The organism is Myxococcus sp. AB025B, from assembly GCF_006518215.1.
Taxonomy (GTDB): domain Bacteria; phylum Myxococcota; class Myxococcia; order Myxococcales; family Myxococcaceae; genus Myxococcus; species Myxococcus fulvus.
Genome location: NZ_SRLW01000118.1, coordinates 1 through 17,937 on the forward strand (window position 1 = coordinate 1; position 17,937 = coordinate 17,937).

Consider the following 17,937-nt stretch of genomic DNA (forward strand, 5'->3'; position numbering starts at 1 on the left):
GGAAGACGGGGGTGGGACGCACCGGAGGCGGAGGCTCGCGGTTCAGGTCCTGGTCCATCGTGTAGAACTCGCGCTCCACCACGTTGCGGACCTCGTCCGTCTGGCGACGGAACTCCCGCATGAACTTGCCGATGGCACGCGCCAGCTCGGGCAACCGCTGCGGCCCGAGGATGAGCAGCGCGGCCACCGCGATGAGCACCATTTCGCCTGCGCCGATGTTGAACATGTCCTGACGGCTCTCCCCGAAGCAGCCCGGTTTATCGCGCCCCAGGCCCCCTGGCGCAACCGCTCGACGCTTCCGGACGTCCGCCCGACACCGTGGCCGGGGGACGGCCGGGCCCTTTCCAAGGGCCTGAGACTACTGGTGTGGGTGCGCCTGGGGAGACAGGGGGACGGCCAGCCCCTGGGAAGCAGGCACCGCCAGGGCGCGCGCCTGCTCCCGGGAGCGCACCTGCCGCTCCACCACCCACAACATCGGCGGCAGCGCCACCGTCAGGCCCATGCACACCCAGGCCACGCGCGTCATGCCGCCCAGGGTGCCGTCCGGCAGGTCCGTCAGGAGCTGCGCGCTGAGGAAGGCCCCCACCGCGGAGGCCATGTGCTGGATGGCGGACTGGAGCGACATGAAGCGCGCGCGCACCGGGTTGTCCGGCACGCGCGAGGTCAGCGTGTTGTAGGACACGTTGCGCACGCCCATGGCCGTCATGAAGAGCACGAAGAGCAGCGGAATCGGCAGCCAGCGCGGGTAGTCCACGAAGCCCACGTAGGTCGCCACCAGCAGCAGCACCGAGCCCGCCGTCCCCAGCCTGAAGGCGCCGTAGCGGTCCACCAGCGGCCCCGCCAGCCGCAGCGTGACGAAGCTGACGATGCCGCCCACGAAGTACGGGAACCAGAGCAGGTCACGCGGGTAGCCCAGGTTCTGCTGGAGGTAGGCGGAGATGTTGGGGATGAGCACGAAGCCCGCCATCATCACCACCGCCGTCATGACGTAGGACAGCTGCACCTCGCGGCGGCCGAGCAGCTCCAGCACACCCACGCTGCGCGCCGCCCCGCGCTCGGCCGTCAGGTGGCCACGCATGGGCGGCAGGAAGAAGATGGCGCCCACCACCACGAGCAGGCCCAGCGCCGCGACGACGAAGAACGGCAGGCGCCAGCCGCCGTGCTCCGCCAGCTTCAGCGCCATGGGCACGCCCGCGACGGAGGCCACGGAGAACGCGCCCATCACCGCGCCCAGCGCGCGTCCGCGCCGCTCCACCGGAATCAGGTCCGCGATGATGGACAAGGACAGCGACGTGGCGGGCCCGCCGAAGATGCCCGCGGCCACCCGGGCGAGCATCAGCGTGGACAGCCCCGTGGCCAGCCCTCCCGCCGCCGTGGCCACCACCAGCCCCAGCATGGACACCGCCAGCGCCCGGCGCCGGTCGTACCGGTCCAGGAAGTAGCCGCCCAACAGCCCCGCGACGCTGGCCGCCGCCGTGTACGCGCCGCCAATGGTGCCGATGTGCGACGAGGCGATGCCCAGGCCCTTGGCGAAGTCGGGCCCCAGCGGCATCACCATCACGAAGTCCAGGATGTTGACGAACTGGACCGCGCCAATCAGGAAGACCACCCAGCGCTCGGACACCTGTCGCTCTGTCGGCATGTCCTCCTGTCCTTAAGCCATTCGCGGGCCGCGCGCACGGCTAGACACGGAAACGGCGCACCTCGCCCCGGAGGATTTCGGCCTGCCGCTGGAGGTTGTCGATGGCCTCCTCCAGCTGCTTGACGGAGCGTGTCTGGTGCTCGGAGACGCCCTTGATGGTCTCCACCGCCTTGAGCACCTGCTCGCTGCCCTTGGTCTGCTCCTTCTGGGCGCGGTTCAGGTGGGTCACCATCTCGTTGATGCTCTCGATGGAGCGGGTGATCTGCTTGCTGCCGTGCGCCTGCTCCTGGCTGCTGCGCTGCACGTGGGCGGTGAGCGCCTTCATCTTCTCCGCGCTCTTCATGATCTGCTCGCCGCCCTTGGCCTGCTCGTTGGAGGCCTTCGAAATCTGCTGCACCGTCTCGCTGATGCGGTGGATGGAGGCCGTAACCTGCTTGCTGCCGCGGGCCTGCTCCACCGTGGCGCGGGCGATGGCCTTCACCATCTGCGTGGACTTCTGGGTGCTGTCGTTGATTTTGCGCAGCGCCCCTTCCGCCTCGCGGCCCAGCTGCACGCCCTCCTCCACGTTGCGCGCGCCCTGGTTCATCACCACCACGGCGTTGCGGCTCTCCTCCTGGATGCTGCGGATGAGCTCGGCGATCTCCTTGGTGGACGCGCCGGTGCGCTCGGCCAGGTCCTTGATCTCCTCCGCCACCACCGCGAAGCCCTTGCCGTGGTCGCCGGCCTGCGCGGCGATGATGGCCGCGTTGAGGGCGAGCAGGTTGGTCTGCTCGGCCACGTCGTCGATGACGTTGAGGATGTTGCCAATCTCGGAGATGCGCCGACCCAGGCTGTCGATGACGTCCGCGGCGGCGCGGCTGGAGCCCTTGATGCGGTCGATGCCGGTGAGCGTCTTGCGCAGCGCCTCCACGCCCGTCTGCGCGTCGTCGAAGACCTGCTCGGACAGGCGCGCGGTCTCCTTGGCGTTGGCCTCCACCTGGCCGATGGCCGCGTCCATCTGGCTGATGGCCGAGGACGTCTCCTCCGTGGAGGCGGACAGCTCCTGGATGTTCTTGGCGACCTCCTTGATGGAGAAGGTCATCTCCTCAATCGCGCTGGTGGTCTCCTCGACGCTGGCGGCCATGGCGGTGACGTTCTCCGCCACCTCGTCGTTGGTGGCGGCCATCTCCATGATGGAGGAGCTGCTCTCCTCGGCGCTCTGGTAGAGGACCTCCACGTTCTCCGCGATGCCGCGCAAGGACGCCATCATCTCCACCATGGAGGAGGAGGTCTCCTCCACGCGGGCCTGGACGGTGCTGGCGCCGGAGGACACGGTGGTGCCGGTGCGGTGGATCTGCTCGATGACGCCCGCCACCACATCCGACACGCCGCGCACCCGGCCCAGCGTGTCGCGCCAGCTCTGGGCGATGCGGTTGAGCGCCTCGGCGAGCAGGCCCAGCTCGTCGCGCGAGCCCACGTCCACGCGGCCCGTGAGGTCCGCCTCCGCGAGCCTTCGCGCCATGGTCATCATCGCGTCCAGCGGCACCAGGATGAAGGCGCGCGAGATGAAGAAGGCCACCACGAGGAAGAGCGCCAGGCCGATGCCGAACGCCAGCAGCACCACGTGCCGCAGCGAGGTGACGACCTCCTCCAGCGAGCTGAAGTTCACCGCCACCAGCACATGGGCCGGCCCCTCGTGCAGGGACACCGGACGGACGCTGGCCTTGTTGCCGTTCTCGAAGACGGCGCCGTCCAGCGTGGCGGGGTCCTTGGACGGCTGCTCGCGCAGGTTGTTGAGCAGCCACCCCTCCGCGCTGGGGGGATGCACGGCCTGCACGCGGCCATCCGGGGTGATGAGGGCGATGAGCGCGAAGTCGTCGTCGCCGCCGTGGAGCGTCTCCAGGAGGGGCGGCAGGATGGTGAGGGAGAGGTTGGCCAGGTCACGCGACGCCTGGAGCGCCTTGTCGTCGCCGTGCTTCGTCAGGCGCGTCTCCAGGAAGTCCTCCACCCGGGACGGGACGACGAAGTAGAGCGTCCCGAGGATGAGGGCGAGCACCACGGCGAAGGAGCCGAGCAGGATGCTGCGCAGGCCGGGTTTCTTGAAGCGCGGAGCCAAGGCGGGCCACTGTAGGAATGGAAATACCGGCAGGGCAAGAACCGGGGCCAGGCCCCTCGGCCGCCCCTCCGCCCGGCGGGAGCCTGACATCCCCGCGCCTGGATGCGTAAGGTCCTACCCTGATGAAGCCCACCCTGCTCATGACCGACCCCCTCTTCCTCAAGCACGACCCGGGAGAGGGCCACCCCGAGTCCCCCGCGCGCCTCCAGCGCATCCTCGGGGTGCTCGCGAGCACCCCCGTGCGGGGCACGGTGATGGGCTCGCCCCGCTCGGCGACGGACGAGGAGCTCTTGGCGGTGCACACCCCCGCCCTGCTCGAGCGCCTGCGAAAGCTCAACGGCCACACGGCGCGCATCGACGCCGACACCGTCGTGTCCCCGGACAGCGTGGACGCGGCGAGGCTGGCGGCGGGCGCGGCGGTGCAGTCCGTGGAGGCGGTGATGGCGGGACAGGCGCGCAACGCCTTCGCGCTGGTGCGTCCGCCCGGACACCACGCGGAGCCGGACCGCGCCATGGGCTTCTGCTTCTTCAACAACGCGGCCATCGCCGCGGAGGCCGGGCGACGGCTGGGCGCCGAGCGGGTGCTGGTGCTCGACTGGGACGTGCACCACGGCAACGGCACGCAGGCGGCGTTCTGGGGCCGGCGTGACGTGATGTACCAGTCGGTGCACCAGTTCCCCTACTACCCGGGCACCGGCGCCTCGCCCGAGGTGGGCCAGGGCGCGGGCGAGGGCTACACCGTCAACGTGGGCCTGCCGGGCGGCAACTCGGACGCGGACTACGGGATGCTCTTCGAGGAGCTGCTGCTCCCCGTGGCCGAGGCCTTCCGTCCCCAGCTGGTGGTGGTGTCCGCGGGGTTCGACCCGCATCAGCACGACCCGATTGGCGGCATGGACGTCACCGAGCGCGGCTTCGCGGCCATGTGCTCCTCGCTGCGCTCGCTCGCCGAGCAGGTCTGCGACGGCAGGCTCGTGCTGCTGCTCGAGGGTGGCTACTCGCTGGAGGGCCTCTCGCAGTCCGTGCACGCCTGCGTCGAGGTGCTCGCGGGCCGCTCCGACAGCTTCCCCACCGGCGACACGCACACCGACGCGCGGGAGGCGCTGCGCGAGAGCCGACAGGCGCTCAAGCCGTACTGGAGCGCGCTGTCCTAGTTCGCCTCGGCGGGTCTCCGGAGTCCTCCGCCTCGCGGCCCCGAGGGCTCCGGCGGCTTCGTCCGCGCCGGGCGCTCACCGCGCTCCTCGGCCGACGCGCGGGCGTCGTGGGACAGGCCGAGCATGAAGGCGAACATCAGGCCCAGCACCAGCTGCAGCGCGACCAGGAGGATGTCGAACACGCGCGCGTCGTCCCCCTGCCCCGGAACGCCGAGCAGCGCGAGGATGGCCCGTGTCCCGATGAACCCGGGCGCCAGTTGGAGCAGGCCGGGCATGATGAGCGTGGACGCGAGCCGCTCGGGCATGCGCCCGTAGAGCTGGCCCGCGACGCCCAGGATGAACGCGGAGACGAGCGGGCTGCCCCGGTCCCCCAGCACGCCCTTGGTGAGCTCCTGGATGCCCCACGCGAGCAGCACCGCGCCCACAATCCACGGCGTGTCGCGACGGCGCGCGGACATGCACACCGTGAGGGCCAGGCCGCCCACCGCGATGATGGGCAGCACCGCCGTGTGTGGCAGTGGCTGCGCGCGGAGCTGGAGTGGCAGCGGCCCGAAGAAGCGCCACAGCGTGGCCGCGGCCATGATTCCCACCGCCAGCATCAGGAAGCGCAGCAGGCCATAGGTGAGCCGCGACAGGCCCGCCTCCACGGACTCGCCCACCAGCTCCGCCGAGCCCAGCGTCACCACCATCGCGGGCACCAGCAGCGTGATTCCCCCGAAGAGCGCCCGCGCCGCGTCGAACGTCGGCAGGACGAACGTCAGCCCGAACGCGAGCAGCGTGCCGAGGAACGCGCCGAGGAAGCTCTTCTGCAGGTCCACGCGCATGGAGCGCAGCGTGCCGAAGTGGATGGCCCCCGCGAGCACGCCCACGACGAGCCCCGCCACCAGCTCCCAGACACCGCCCCCGACGCGCACGGCCACGGCGCCGCCGTACGCGCCATAGGCGAGCAGCACGAGCCACTCGGGGTGGGCGGGATGCGGCGTCATGATGCGGTCCAGCTCGGCGCGCGCGCCCGGCACGTCGAGCCGCCCGCGGGCAATCGACTCCGACAGCAGCAGCAGCCCGGCGGCCCGGCGCAGGTTCCAGTGGGGGTTGAAGGGCAGCCGCTGGATGTCCACCCGGCGGGCCGCGCCGGAGCGCACCTCCGTCACCGCGAGCGTCTGCAGCGTGAAGACCTCCACCTCCAGGCCCCACGCCCTCGCCGCGCGCCGCACGCGCTGCTCCACGCCGAAGGCCGGCACGTACGACAGGTGCAGCGCCCGCGCGAGGTCCAGGAGCACGGCCACCGTGGCGTCCTCGCCCGAGGGCATGTCGTCGGTTCGAGCGTCAGTCATGCGGGCACGGCCTCCCCTGGCATCGAGCCGTCGTCGCGGAGCGCGCTCGCTCGCGAGGAGCCTGACACCCGACACTCGAGGTGAGCACCCTCGCGCTGGACACACACCCCGCCCTCCAGGGTGATTCGACGGCTCGCCCGCCGCGATGCCCGAGGGCAGGCGGAGGACTGCCGACGGGCGTGCGCGCATGCACGGCGAAGGCACCGCGGGCCCGCTTCGCCGCCCGCCTCTTCTTGCCCCCGCGCGCGCCCGAGCCCACCCCTATTTCACATTCACGCCTGGAGGACATTGATGGCGACCCAGAAGGCAGCGGCGAAGCAACCCAACATCCTCGTCATCTTCGGTGACGACATCGGCTACTGGAACGCGAGCTGTTACAACCTGGGCGTCATGGGCTACCGCACGCCCAACATCGACCGGCTCGCGAAGGAAGGCGCGCTGCTCACCGACTACTACGCGCAGCAGAGCTGTACCGCGGGGCGAGCGGCCTTCATCACCGGCCAGTGTCCCTTCCGCACCGGCCTCACCAAGGTCGGCATGCCGGGCGCGAAGGTGGGCCTCCAGGCCGAGGACCCCACCATCGCGGACCTGCTCAAGGAGCGCGGCTACCGCACCGTCCAGTTCGGCAAGAACCACCTGGGAGACCGCGACGAGTACCTGCCCACCGTGCACGGCTTCGACGAGTTCTTCGGCAACCTCTACCACCTCAACGCGGAGGAGGAGTCGGAGAACGTGGACTATCCCAAGGACCCGGCCTTCAAGAAGCGCTTCGGGCCGCGCGGCGTGCTGCGCTGCAAGTCGGACGGCAAGGGCGGCCAAAGCATCGAGGACACCGGCCCGCTGACCAAGAAGCGGATGGAGACGGTGGACGAGGAGTTCCTCGCCGCCGCCATCGACTTCCTGGAGGACGCGAAGCAGTCCACGCAGCCGTTCTTCATGTGGTTCAACACCACGCGCATGCACATCCACACGCACCTGAAGCCGGACTCCGCGGGCAAGACGGGGCTGGGGCTCTACCCGGACGGCATGGTCGAGCACGACGCGATGGTGGGGCAGTTGCTCGACAAGCTCGACTCGCTGGGCCTGACCGAGAACACGCTCGTCATCTACACCACGGACAACGGGGCGATGACGTGCATGTGGCCGGACGGCGGCATGACACCCTTCCGCGGCGAGAAGGACACCAACTGGGAGGGCGCCTTCCGCGCGCCCTGCGTGGTGCGCTGGCCCGGCGTCATCCAGCCCGGCACGCAGATCAACGAGCTGTTCTCCTCCGAGGACTGGCTGCCCACCTTCCTCGCGGCCGCGGGCGAGGGCGACATCGTCGAGAAGCTCAAGCGGGGCCACGAGGCCAACGGGCGGACCTTCAAGGTCCACCTGGACGGGTATGACCAGACGCGGCTGTTGTCCGGCAAGGGCCCGTCGGAGCGCGTGGAGTTCTTCTACTTCGGCGACGACGGTGAGCTGGTCGCCGTCCGCCACGGCCGCATGAAGCTCGTGTTCGCCGAGCAGAACGCCAAGGGCATCGAGGCCTGGGGTGAGCCCTTCACCGTGCGTCGGGCGCCGCTCGCGTTCGACCTGCGCGCCGACCCGCTGGAGCGCTCCCAGGACGCCGTCGGCTACCAGGCCTGGCTCATCGACCACGCGTTCTACTTCGTGCCCGCGCAGCAGGCCGTGGCCCGCTTCCTCTCGACGTTCCGCGAGTTCCCTCCGCGCCAGCGCCCGTCGAGCTTCTCCGTGGACCAGGTGATGGAGAAGCTGGAGCAGGCCCCGTCCGGCCTGCACTGAGGACATCACGAGGGAGGGCCCGCGCGCTCGACCTGGCGCGGGCCCGTTCCTCAGGCGTGCGACGCGTCCCCTTCGCTGCAGGACGCGAAGCGGGACACGGCCCCGAGCAGGCGCTCCACGTCCACGGGCTTGCGCAGGTAGTCGTCCACGCCGAGCGCAATCACCTCGCGCGCGCTCACGCCCTGGCCGGAGATGACCACCACGGGGATGGAGGCGAGCGAGGCGTCGGCGAGCTGCCGATCCCTGAACTCCCAGCCGTTGCCGTCCGGCATCATCAGGTCCAGCAGAATCACGTCCGGTCGCTCGCCCTGGCCGAGCAGCTCCAGCGCCTCCCGGCCTCCTCGGGCCAGGAGCACGCGGTGCCCCTCCAGCTCGAGCACGTCCTTGAAGGCCATCAGGATGTCCGGGTCGTCGTCGACCGCCAGCACGCAGTTGAGCATGGTCGAGCCCTCCTCCGATTCAAGGTGAGGACGCTCGGCGCACACGTCATCACCCCCACGCCCGGGCCTCCCCCGGAGGCCGTCGCGCGTCAGCGCGCGGACACCGCGCATCGGACATTCCCACCAGCCGGGCGAGGCGGCGCTCCAGCGGTCCGTGGACTTCTGGCGGTTCCACCGGGCGACTTGGATTTGTGTCCCCCCTTCCTCTTCAACCATGCGAGAAGCACCCTCGCGGCCACCTCACGAGGAGACACCATGGCGGAGATGAGCTACCGGACGGCGCTGGTGACGGGCGCCTCGAGCGGATTGGGACGCGGACTGGCGCTCTGGCTGGCCCGGCGGGGCCTGCGCGTCTTCGCGGCGGGCCGGCGCGTCCCCCAGCTGCAGGCCCTGTCCGCCGAGGCCCAGGCCGCGGGCGCCACCGTGGAGCCCGTGGAGCTGGACGTCTCGCGCGCGGAGCCGCTCATGGAGAAGCTGCGCGAGCTCGACTCGGAGTGCGGCGGGCTGGACCTGGTCATCGCCAACGCGGGCGTCGGCGGCGTCACGCACGGCAAGCGGCTGGAGTGGGACAAGGTCCGCTCCATCATCGACACCAACGTCACGGGTGCGGTCGCCACGCTGACGGCGGTGTTGCCGAGCATGGTGGAGCGCCGGCGCGGTCACGTGGTGGGCATCTCCAGCCTCGCGGCGCACCGGGGGCTGGCGGGACACGCGGCTTACTCGGCGTCGAAGGCGTTCCTCGCCACGTTCATGGAGAGCCTGCGCGTGGACCTGGCGGGCACCGGCGTGTGCGTCACCTGCATCTTCCCCGGCTTCGTGAAGAGCGAGATGACCGCCGCCAACCACTTCCCCATGCCCTTCCTGATGGAGACGGACGCGGCCGTGGAGCTGATGGGCTCGGCCATCCTGCGCGGCGACACGGAGCTCTCCTTCCCCTGGCAGCTCGCCATCCCGTCCAGGCTGGCGAAGGTGCTGCCCAACCCCCTCTTCGACGCGGCCGCCCGCCGGCTGCGCTGAGGTCCCATGTCCTCGACGACTCCTCCGTCCTTCGCCCAGCGCTTCGCCCGGCTCGCCGACGAGCGCTCGCCGTTCTGCCTCGGGGTCGACCCGTCGCGGGACCTGCTCACCCGCTGGGGACTGCCCGACACCGCGCAGGGGCTGTCCGACTTCTGCGAGCGCATCGCGGAGGCCGCCGGTGACAGCGTGGCGGTGGTGAAGCCGCAGAGCGCCTTCTTCGAGCGCCACGGCCCCGCGGGCCTCCAGGTGCTCCAGAAGCTGATGAAGCGCTTCCAGGCCGCGGGCTCGCTCGCGCTGCTGGACGTGAAGCGCGGCGACATCGGCTCCACCATGGACGCGTATGCCGAGTCGGTGTTCGGCCCGGACAGCGCCTACCAGGCGGACGCGGCGACGTTCACCGCGTACCTGGGGCTGGGCGCGCTAGTGAAGACGATTGAGCGGGCGCGCGCGTCCGGTGCCTGCGCGTTCCTCGTCGTGCGCTCGTCGAACCCGGAGGGCGCCTCGCTCCAGACGTCGAAGGGCGCGGATGGGCGCACGGTGGCCGAGGCGCTGGCGGACGGCCTGCGCGAGCTCAACGAGAAGGCCGGCCCGGGCGTGCTGCCCGCGGGCGCGGTGATGGGCGCCACCCTGCCCGACACGGACCGGGGCGTCATCGAGCGGCTGGGCGGCGCGCTCCTGCTGACGCCGGGCATCGGCGCGCAGGGCGCGGGCTTCGACGACTTGAAGCGGCTGTTCGCCGGTCGCGAGGCGCAGGTCATCCCCACCGCCACGCGCTCGGTGCTCGAGGCAGGGCCGGAGGTCGGTGCGCTGCGCGCCGCGATTCTCCGCCACGTGGAGCCCGCTCGCCGCTTCCGCCGGGGCGCCTGATACGACTCGGGCCCCGCGTCCTCCCGGAGGAGGCGCACGGGGCCCGGAGGCTCGAAGCGGCCGTGACGGGCGCTACTGCGCGCCCATCATGAACTGGTCCACGTCGACGGTGTTCTTGTCGGGCACGGCGTCCTTTGGCTCGGTGCCCTTCTTGAAGAACATCAGCTCGGAGTTCTTCGAGCCGGCGGGGGCAATCTTCCCCGTCTTCTTGTCGATGTGCAGCCGGACCAGGTCCATGGACTGCCACGGGTAGAACTCCGACTGCGGCCGGCCCTCCAGCGCGCGCTTCATGTAGTTGAGCCAGATGGGCAGCGCCGCGCGGCCACCCGTCTCGTAGCGGCCGAGCGGATGCGGGTTCAGGTCGTAGCCCACCCACGCCACCGTCACCAGGTCGCGGGTGTACGCCGCGAACCACGCATCGAACGAGTCGTTCGTCGTGCCCGTCTTGCCGGCCGCGGGCTTGCCCAGCCGCGTCGCCGGGCCACCGGTGCCCTGGAGCACCACGCCGCGCAGCAGGTGCGTGAGGATGAAGCCCACCTCCGGGCTCATCACCTGCTCACCGGGCTCGAACAGGCGCGCGTAGCCGGCGGCCACGCGGTCCTGCAGGGGCGCCCACGCGTCGTCGAACGCGGTGTGGTCCTCCAGCGTGCGGCCCCAGCGGTCCTCCACCTTGCGCACGAAGTACGTGGGCTTCTTGCGGCCGTAGCGGTTGAACGTCGCGTAGGCGTTGGCCAGGTCCACCGGGTACACGCACGAGGAGCCGAGCGCCGCGGAGAAGTCCATGTTCATGGGCGTGGTGATGCCCAGCTTCGTGCTCCACGCCGCCATGTTCTTCACGCCCACCGCGCCGAAGGTCTTCACCGCGGGGATGTTCATCGAGTTCACCAGCGCCGTGCGCAACAGCACGTCCCCCACGAACTCCTCGCTGTAGTTGGCCGGCTTCCAGGACACCTTGTTGTCCGGGTCGTGCTCGACAATCGGCGAGTCGACGATGACAGTGGCCTCCGTCCAGTTGAGCTGCTCGAGCGCCGCCGAGTACACGAAAGGCTTGAACGAGGAGCCCGGCTGACGGCACGCCTGGAAGGCGCGGTTGAACTCGTTGTCGTCGAAGTCGTAGCCGCCCACCATCGCCGTGAGGTACTGGCGGTGGGGGTCCACGGACACGAGCGCGCTCTGGGCCTCGGGCGTCTGCTCCAGCCGGAAGAGCTTCACGCCCTCGGCGGGGATGTCCTCGGCCAGCTTCTTGTCCCACTGCTCCTTGTCGTCGGTGAGGTCCTTCTTCGTCACGTGGCGCACCACCACGAGGTCGCCCACGGCGATGGCCTTCTTCACCGACGAAATCATCATCGCCGGGTAGTAGCCCTCCGGGTTCACCTTGCGCGCCCAGCGCATGCCCAACAGCGGCAGCCGCGCCGCGTGCGGCCCCACCTGGATGTCCGCGCCCTTGCCGTCGTCATCAATCTTCGTGACGGCCGCCACGTACAGCCGCCCCTCCACGAGCTCATCCTGGCCCATGGCCTTGCGCGACTTGTCGAGGAAGACCTTGAGCTCCTCGGCCGTCAGCTGCTTCACCGGCCCGCGCCAGCCCTGGCGCTTGTCGACGGACAAGAGCCCCTCCATCACCGCGTCCTGGGCGGCGCGCTGACGCTCGCTGTCCATGGTGGTGAAGATCTTCAGGCCCTCCTTGAGGAGCACCGGGTTGCCGTAGCGGTCCACCACGTCCTTGCGGACCTGCTCGACGAAGTACGGGGCGAACTCGTGGAAGACGTCCTCCACGGGGAACACCTTCACCGCCTCCGCGTTGGCCGTGTCGTGCTCGGCCTGCGAAATCATGCCCTCGTTCAGCATGCGGCGCAGCACGTAGGCGCGGCGCTTCCTGGCCGCCTCCGGGCGCAGGAACGGCGAGTAGCGGCTGGGCGCCTGGGGCAGGCCCGCGATGAGCGTCATCTCCCCGAGCGTCAAATCCCGCACGTCCTTGCGGTAGTAGTTCTCCGCCGCGCTCTGCACGCCGTAGCTGTGGTGCCCGAGGAAGACGTTGTTCAGGTAGAGGTAGAGGATCTCCTCCTTGGTCAGCGCCTGCTCCAGCCGCAGCGCGAGGATGGCCTCGCGAATCTTGCGGGTGAGCGTCTTGGCCGTGGCGGACTTGTAGCCCTCGGCGGAGATGAGCACCGCCTTCGCCGTCTGCTGCGTCAGGGTGGAGCCACCCTGGATGCCGCCGGAGCGCAGACCCAGCTTGGAGCCGATGGTCTTGAACGCCGCGCGCGAGGTGCCCAGCACGTCCACGCCGAAGTGGTCGAAGAAGCTGGAGTCCTCGCTGGCGATGAAGGCCTGGACCAGGCGCTTCGGGATGCGCTCGTAGGGCACCACCTTGCGCCGCTCGTTGTAGAACTCGCCGGCCAGCACCGCGTCGTCGGTGTAGACCTCCGTGACGATGGGCGGCCAGTACTCGTCCACCTTGGGGATGGCGGGCAGCCCGTCCGCGTACACGTAGTAGATGGCGACCAGGCCCACCGCGCCCGCCGTCGCGCCCGTCAGCGCCAGCCACCCACCCAGCTTCAGCAGCACCTTCCACCAGCGGCCCGGGGGGACCCCCTTCAGCACCAGCTTCGAGCGGCTGCGGTCAGTCGTCTTGGAGTCGGACATACGTGTTTCGAAACCTCGCGGGCTTCCAATGCCTCAGGGCAGCAACGCGGCCCGCTTGAGCACGTCTCGGAGCTCGGGTGGGAGGGGGGCCTCCACGGCCACCTTGCCACCGCCCTCCGGGTGGGGAAATTCGATGCGCTCGGCATGCAGGAACAACCGCTTGAGCCCCCAGCGCGCCTGCACGTCGCGGTTGAAGGCGAAGTCGCCGTACTTCTTGTCGCCGACCACCGGGTGCCCGATGGCCGCCAGGTGCCTTCTTATCTGATGGGTGCGCCCGGTCTCGATGGCGCAGGACAGGAGCGCCACCTCGCCAGACTGCTTGACGACCTTCCACCGGGTGAGGGCCTCCTGCATGTTCACCCCGCGGCGGGCCTTGGACTCGGCCGTCTGCTGGTGCTCCGACAGGGGCAGGTCGATGACGCCGGACTCCTTGGGCATCTTCCCCTTCACCAGGGTGAGGTAGCGCTTCTTGGAGAGCCCGTGGGTGAAGACCTCCGTGAAGTGCACCATCGCCGGGCGCCGCTTGGCGACCAGGATGACGCCGGAGGTCTCCCGGTCCAGCCGGTGGGCGGGGGACGCGGTGAAGTCGTTGCGGACGGCCTTGGGGCCCAGGTAGGCGCGCACGTAGTCCACCAGCGTGCCCCCCGTGATTCCGGAGCCGGTATGGACGGCCATCCCGCTGGGCTTGTCCACCGCCATCAGCCAATCGTCCTCTCTGAGAATCACCAGCCGGCTGGGGTCCACCGGCGGGGGTGGACGGTCCACTTTCGGACGGTCCTCCCCCTTGAGCGTCTGCTCGTCGCCCCGGATGGTGAGCACGTCTCCTTCGGCGAGCAACTGCTCGGGCTGGGCGCGCTTCCCGTTCACCCGCACCTTCTTGGTGCGAATCATCTTGAACAGGTGGCTGACGGGGACGGTGGGAAGGCGCTTGCGCAGGTGCTTGTCCAGGCGCATCCCGGCGGTGTCGGTCTCGATTCGGTACTCGATCATTTGTGCTGGCGCGCGGACCAGACCATACGAATAATCCCCGGTCCATGCCGAAAGCCCCCAGTATCGAGAAGCTCCTCCAGAACGGGTCGGCCGAGTGGAACCGACTGCGCAAGGGCGGTCAGGTCCCGACCGAGCACACTGGCGCCACCTTCACGCAACTTTTCTCCGCGAACGCGGACCTGTCGGGCCTCGGGCTCGTGGGCTCCGAGTGGGAGCGGTGCGATCTGTCCAAAATCAACTTCCGGGACTCGGACCTGTCGAACGCCTATTTCCACGGCGGACGGCTGCAGGACTGTGACTTCCGGGGTGCGAACCTCGAGGGCGCGACCTTCGAGAAGCTGAAGCTCTTGCGCTGTGACTTCACGGGCGCCAAGGGTCTGGATGACCTGGAGATGGACGACGTGGACATGGACCGCGTCGTCGGTCTGGACGGAGAGGAGGCCCCGCCTCCGCCGCCTCCGCCGGCCCAGGGAATCACGGCGTTCACCCGCGAACAGCGGGAGAAGGCGCTCGGGGTGCAGGCCTCGGCGCTGCTACAGGGTGAGCCCACGCAGGAGGAGCTGCCTCCGTTCAAGCCGCAGGACCCGCCCGGCTCGTTGTTCTTCCGGGGCCTGAAGCGCCTGGCGATGCCGCCGTTGTGGGTGTTGGACGTGCCGGGCTTGAGGCCGCTGGTGCCGCAGCGGATGCCGCCGGGCAGCTCGCTGGAGACGCTCTACCGCGAGGCGGTGAAGACGCGGCTGGAGAACAAGAAGCCGCTGGCGGACAGCTCGGTGGTGGAGAAGGCGCAGAAGGCGCTGCACCTGGGCGCGAAGGACGCGGCGGTGGGCGCCATGTACCTGCGCGAGGTGGGCGTGGTGCCGCTGTTCCGCTTCTCCGCGGCGCAGGTGCTGAAGAAGGCGCTGCGCGAGGAGGTGGAGGTGGATGACCTGACGGGCTCCATCGACCCGCGGACGACGGGCGCGCTCCTGGAGCTGCGGCTGACGCACGAGGTGGTGGAGCACCTGCCGGTGGCGCGGCAGCGGCTGGCGGCGACGCAGCTGTACACGGCGCTGTTGGAGGCGGGCTTCAACCCGGAGAACAACTGGGACGAGGCGCTGGAGTCGAGCGAGTTCTCGATGCAGCTGGCGCGTGAGGCGACGGGCGAGGACCGTGACGCGCTGTTCGAGGGCTTCCAGGTCTTCTCGGCGCTGCCCGAGGAGGCGCGGCTGCGCCGGCTGGCGTACCTGGCCGAGTCGGTGACCAACCTGGAGCTGGTGAGCCGGCTGCCGGAGGGGATGGAGCCGTCGTGGCTGAACGGCCCGGAGACGCGCGAGTGCGACAACCGGGAGATGACGTACGTGCAGTCGCTGAGGGCGGAGGACATCCCGACCAAGGTGGCGGCGCTGGCGAAGGCGGAGCTCGGCGTGCCCGAGGGCGAGGTGCCCGAGGAGAGCGACGGGGACCTGTTCATCCACCTGCGCTGTGACGTGTGTGGCAAGGAGAAGCTCATCGTCCAGTCGCCGGAGGAGTGACGGCGCGTTGCACGGTGTGAGCCCTCGGGGCCGCTGGGGTTCCCTCTTCGGGACCTGGCGGCCCCGCGGTGTTTGGGGGCGCGGTTGACGGTGCGCGCGTGGCTCGCGCACGCTCGGGGGATGGTCGACGACGCTCGGGTGTCGGCGGTGCCGCTGGATGGATGGTCCAGGTGGGGACTGATGGCGCAGTTGCTGCTCGCCGTCGTCCTGTTCGCAGCCGTGCCCTACGCGATGTCGATGGTGCCCTTCGAGCGCATCTACGTCGACGGTCCCTACAACGCTCCGCACAGGGAGGACCCGATGTTCCCCGTGCGATGGTGGCTCATCGCGATTGGGTCCTGGGTTCCACTCTTCTCGATGCCCTTCGCGCTCCTCGCATGGAAGAGGAGACACATGCACCTCGGGCTCGCGTTGTTTCAAGTGAGCCTGCTGCTGTGCATCTGCGTCATCGGGTTGAGGAACTTCCCGTATTACGCGCTGGGCATCTATCGCGCCTACATGGGTGAGGCGCGCACCTGGGACTTCGACCCCGCCGGGCTGATGCATCCGTACGGCTCGGTCGGGTATGTCCCCGGCTGCGAAGCGCTGATGCTCTATCCCATCGCGCTGGTCGCGGTGCCTCGCATCGGCTATCGCCTCTTCCAGGAGCGCCATCGAATCTCTCGCGCGCTCATCCTGGGCACGGCGCTGTGCCTCGCCACGACGGTGTTCGCGTTCTTCAGCACCCCGCGATTCATCGACTGGATCTTGGACTGAGCAGCCTCCCACGCCAGTCCGCAGGGTCCCCAGGCGACCAGGCGGATGCTCTCCACAAGGTGCTCACGAGAGGGCTGAGTGATGCCCAGCTTGTCCGCGACATCCGGGGGAGGAGCCAGCATGCCGGCGGTCCAGCACAAGACGGTGGACGTGGATGGCCTCGAGATTTTCTACCGTGAGGCAGGGCCCGAGGACGCGCCCGTGGTGCTGCTGCCCCATGGCTATCCGTGCTCGTCCTTCCAGTTCCGAAACCTGCTGCCCGCGCTCTCGGACTCGTGGCGATTGATTGCGCCGGATGCACCAGGCTTCGGCTACAGCGCGACGCCGTCACCCCGCCGGTTCAGCTACACGTTCGATGGATACGCGCGCTTCCTCGAGCGCTTCGTGGAGACACTGGGGCTCACGCGCTACGCGCTGTACCTGCATGACTACGGCTCACAGTTCGGCTTCCGCCTCGCGCTGCATGCACCGGAGCGTGTCGCCGCGCTCATCATCCAGAACGGCGACATCTACGAGGACCAGTTCGGCCCCAAGTACCGGATGCTGAAGGAGCAGTGGGCGAACCCCACACCGGAGGGCCGCAGGAAGCTGGTGGCCGCGGTGAGCGAGGAGGGCTTCAAGGACGAGTTCATCGGCGAGATTCCCGAGCATCTCGTCGACCGCATCAGCCCGGACCTGTGGACGCTCCACTGGGCGCTGGTGCAGCGCTTCGACCGGCGCATGAACCTGGTCCACCTGCTGGAGGACCAACGTACGACGCTCGCGTGGATGCCGCGCTATCAGGCGTACCTGCGTGAGCACCGTCCGCCCACGCTGGTTCTATGGGGGCCCCACGACGGCTACATGCCCGAGGGCGCTGGGCGCGCGTACCTGCGCGACGTGCCGGACGCGGAGCTGCACATGCTCGACGCGGGACACTGGGCGCTGGAGACGCACCTGAACGACATCGCCTTCCACATGCGGCGCTTCCTCCAGCGCGTACATCTGTCCCACGCGGCGAGCACGACCTGGGTCACCTGAGCAGCAGCGGCTCCACCCTCACATGATGAGTCGATGGGCCTCGATGACCCGGAGCGCCCAGGCACGAGCTTCGTGACCTGCCTGCGGGAAATCAAAGCGACCTTCTTCGATGAGGCGAACGAGGTGCTCATCGCGTGCAACCAGGTGCGGAACTTGCCAGGGAAACCCGAGCGCCGCATAACCACGCTCCGCGTAGTCCTCGTGTGAGACGAGCGCTTCCAGATAGCGCGCATACAGGTCGAAGAAGCGGTCCACTGTCGAGGCGAGCGGCATGACGGCCGGCCCATCGAGCTCGTAGGTACTCACCTCGACGACAGGCTGGCATCCCCGCGCGTCCGCGAGACCAGGAACCGTAGCGAAGTAGTACGCCAGGGAGGCTTCACCACCGAAGACGCAGACCGACAAACCCAGTCGCTCCTGCCAACTCTCGCGCCACCACTGGTTCTTTTCCTCGAGCTGGTTCTCCTCCTCGTTGACGCGGAGGAGATAGACGTCCTCCGCGAACCTCGCGCTGCCAGACCGCGCATAGAAGGCCGCCAGCAGCGGGTCCAGGACATGTCCGGCGACACGGTGTCCCTCCCGGAGTGGATGCCGGGCGGGAGGCGTCAGCAGCATCTCGAGCGATGCCTGTCTGCACACGGCGAGCAACCGGTCGAATCCAGGCAGTGCGGGCTGCGTCATCG

General features: G+C 69.5%; 15 protein-coding genes. 7 read left to right on the plus strand and 8 right to left on the minus strand.

What is annotated here, in order from left to right; all coding sequences use genetic code 11:
- From tatB to FL311_RS20525, 3 genes are all read right to left on the minus strand, one after another.
- On the minus strand, positions 1–226 hold a 226-nt coding region (gene tatB / locus FL311_RS20515; RefSeq protein WP_141327320.1), incomplete at its 3' end, for a Sec-independent protein translocase protein TatB.
- A 132-nt stretch (positions 227–358) separates the two neighbouring features.
- Entirely contained in the window at positions 359–1,642 is a 1,284-nt protein-coding gene (locus FL311_RS20520; protein ID WP_141327322.1) for an MFS transporter, read from the minus strand.
- Positions 1,643–1,682: 40 nt separating this feature from the next.
- Positions 1,683–3,737, minus strand: coding sequence for a HAMP domain-containing methyl-accepting chemotaxis protein (locus FL311_RS20525; RefSeq protein ID WP_141327323.1), 2,055 nt, complete (start codon positions 3,735–3,737; stop codon positions 1,683–1,685).
- A gap of 122 nt (positions 3,738–3,859) precedes the next feature.
- On the opposite strand from FL311_RS20525, the gene FL311_RS20530 reads away from it, so the two are divergent.
- The gene (locus FL311_RS20530; RefSeq protein WP_141327325.1) at positions 3,860–4,888 is read left to right on the plus strand and encodes a histone deacetylase; all 1,029 of its coding nucleotides are present in this window, start codon (positions 3,860–3,862) and stop codon (positions 4,886–4,888) included.
- Here FL311_RS20530 and FL311_RS20535 read toward each other — a convergent pair.
- Positions 4,885–6,222: a threonine/serine exporter ThrE family protein gene (locus FL311_RS20535; protein ID WP_141327327.1), complete on the minus strand. Its 1,338-nt coding sequence runs from the start codon at positions 6,220–6,222 to the stop codon at positions 4,885–4,887. The two genes, FL311_RS20530 and FL311_RS20535, sit on opposite strands and share 4 nt — an antisense overlap.
- Positions 6,223–6,513: 291 nt before the next feature.
- On the opposite strand from FL311_RS20535, the gene FL311_RS20540 reads away from it, so the two are divergent.
- Complete coding sequence (locus FL311_RS20540) at positions 6,514–8,010, plus strand: arylsulfatase (RefSeq protein ID WP_141327329.1); 1,497 nt, start codon at positions 6,514–6,516, stop codon at positions 8,008–8,010.
- A 50-nt stretch (positions 8,011–8,060) separates the two neighbouring features.
- Here the strand turns inward: FL311_RS20540 and FL311_RS20545 are convergent, their stop codons facing one another.
- Positions 8,061–8,450 carry a response regulator gene (locus tag FL311_RS20545; RefSeq protein ID WP_141327331.1) on the minus strand — a complete coding sequence of 130 codons (390 nt, stop codon included), beginning with the start codon at positions 8,448–8,450 and terminating at the stop codon, positions 8,061–8,063.
- 255 nt (positions 8,451–8,705) lie between these two features.
- On the opposite strand from FL311_RS20545, the gene FL311_RS20550 reads away from it, so the two are divergent.
- Together FL311_RS20550 and pyrF are read left to right on the plus strand one after the other, a co-directional pair.
- Complete coding sequence (locus tag FL311_RS20550) at positions 8,706–9,467, plus strand: SDR family NAD(P)-dependent oxidoreductase (RefSeq protein WP_141327333.1); 762 nt, start codon at positions 8,706–8,708, stop codon at positions 9,465–9,467.
- Between the two features lie 6 nt (positions 9,468–9,473).
- The gene (gene pyrF / locus FL311_RS20555; protein ID WP_141327335.1) at positions 9,474–10,334 is read left to right on the plus strand and encodes an orotidine-5'-phosphate decarboxylase; all 861 of its coding nucleotides are present in this window, start codon (positions 9,474–9,476) and stop codon (positions 10,332–10,334) included.
- Positions 10,335–10,406: 72 nt separating this feature from the next.
- On the opposite strand, the gene FL311_RS20560 is transcribed toward pyrF, so the two are convergent.
- Positions 10,407–12,977 (minus strand): penicillin-binding protein 1A, encoded by a 2,571-nt coding sequence (locus FL311_RS20560; protein WP_141327337.1) that lies wholly within the window; start codon positions 12,975–12,977, stop codon positions 10,407–10,409.
- A 33-nt stretch (positions 12,978–13,010) separates the two neighbouring features.
- Positions 13,011–13,967, minus strand: coding sequence for an RluA family pseudouridine synthase (locus tag FL311_RS20565; RefSeq protein ID WP_074950880.1), 957 nt, complete (start codon positions 13,965–13,967; stop codon positions 13,011–13,013).
- Positions 13,968–14,011: 44 nt separating this feature from the next.
- Here FL311_RS20565 and FL311_RS20570 point away from each other — a divergent pair, with 44 nt between their 5' ends.
- From FL311_RS20570 to FL311_RS20580, 3 genes are all read left to right on the plus strand, one after another.
- Positions 14,012–15,478, plus strand: coding sequence for a pentapeptide repeat-containing protein (locus FL311_RS20570; protein ID WP_194869286.1), 1,467 nt, complete (start codon positions 14,012–14,014; stop codon positions 15,476–15,478).
- A gap of 120 nt (positions 15,479–15,598) precedes the next feature.
- Entirely contained in the window at positions 15,599–16,234 is a 636-nt protein-coding gene (locus FL311_RS20575) for a hypothetical protein (RefSeq protein WP_141327341.1), read from the plus strand.
- A gap of 120 nt (positions 16,235–16,354) precedes the next feature.
- Positions 16,355–17,254 (plus strand): alpha/beta fold hydrolase, encoded by a 900-nt coding sequence (locus tag FL311_RS20580; RefSeq protein WP_141327343.1) that lies wholly within the window; start codon positions 16,355–16,357, stop codon positions 17,252–17,254.
- Between the two features lie 18 nt (positions 17,255–17,272).
- Here the strand turns inward: FL311_RS20580 and FL311_RS20585 are convergent, their stop codons facing one another.
- Positions 17,273–17,935: a hypothetical protein gene (locus FL311_RS20585; protein WP_141327345.1), complete on the minus strand. Its 663-nt coding sequence runs from the start codon at positions 17,933–17,935 to the stop codon at positions 17,273–17,275.
- Positions 17,936–17,937: the final 2 nt, after the last annotated feature.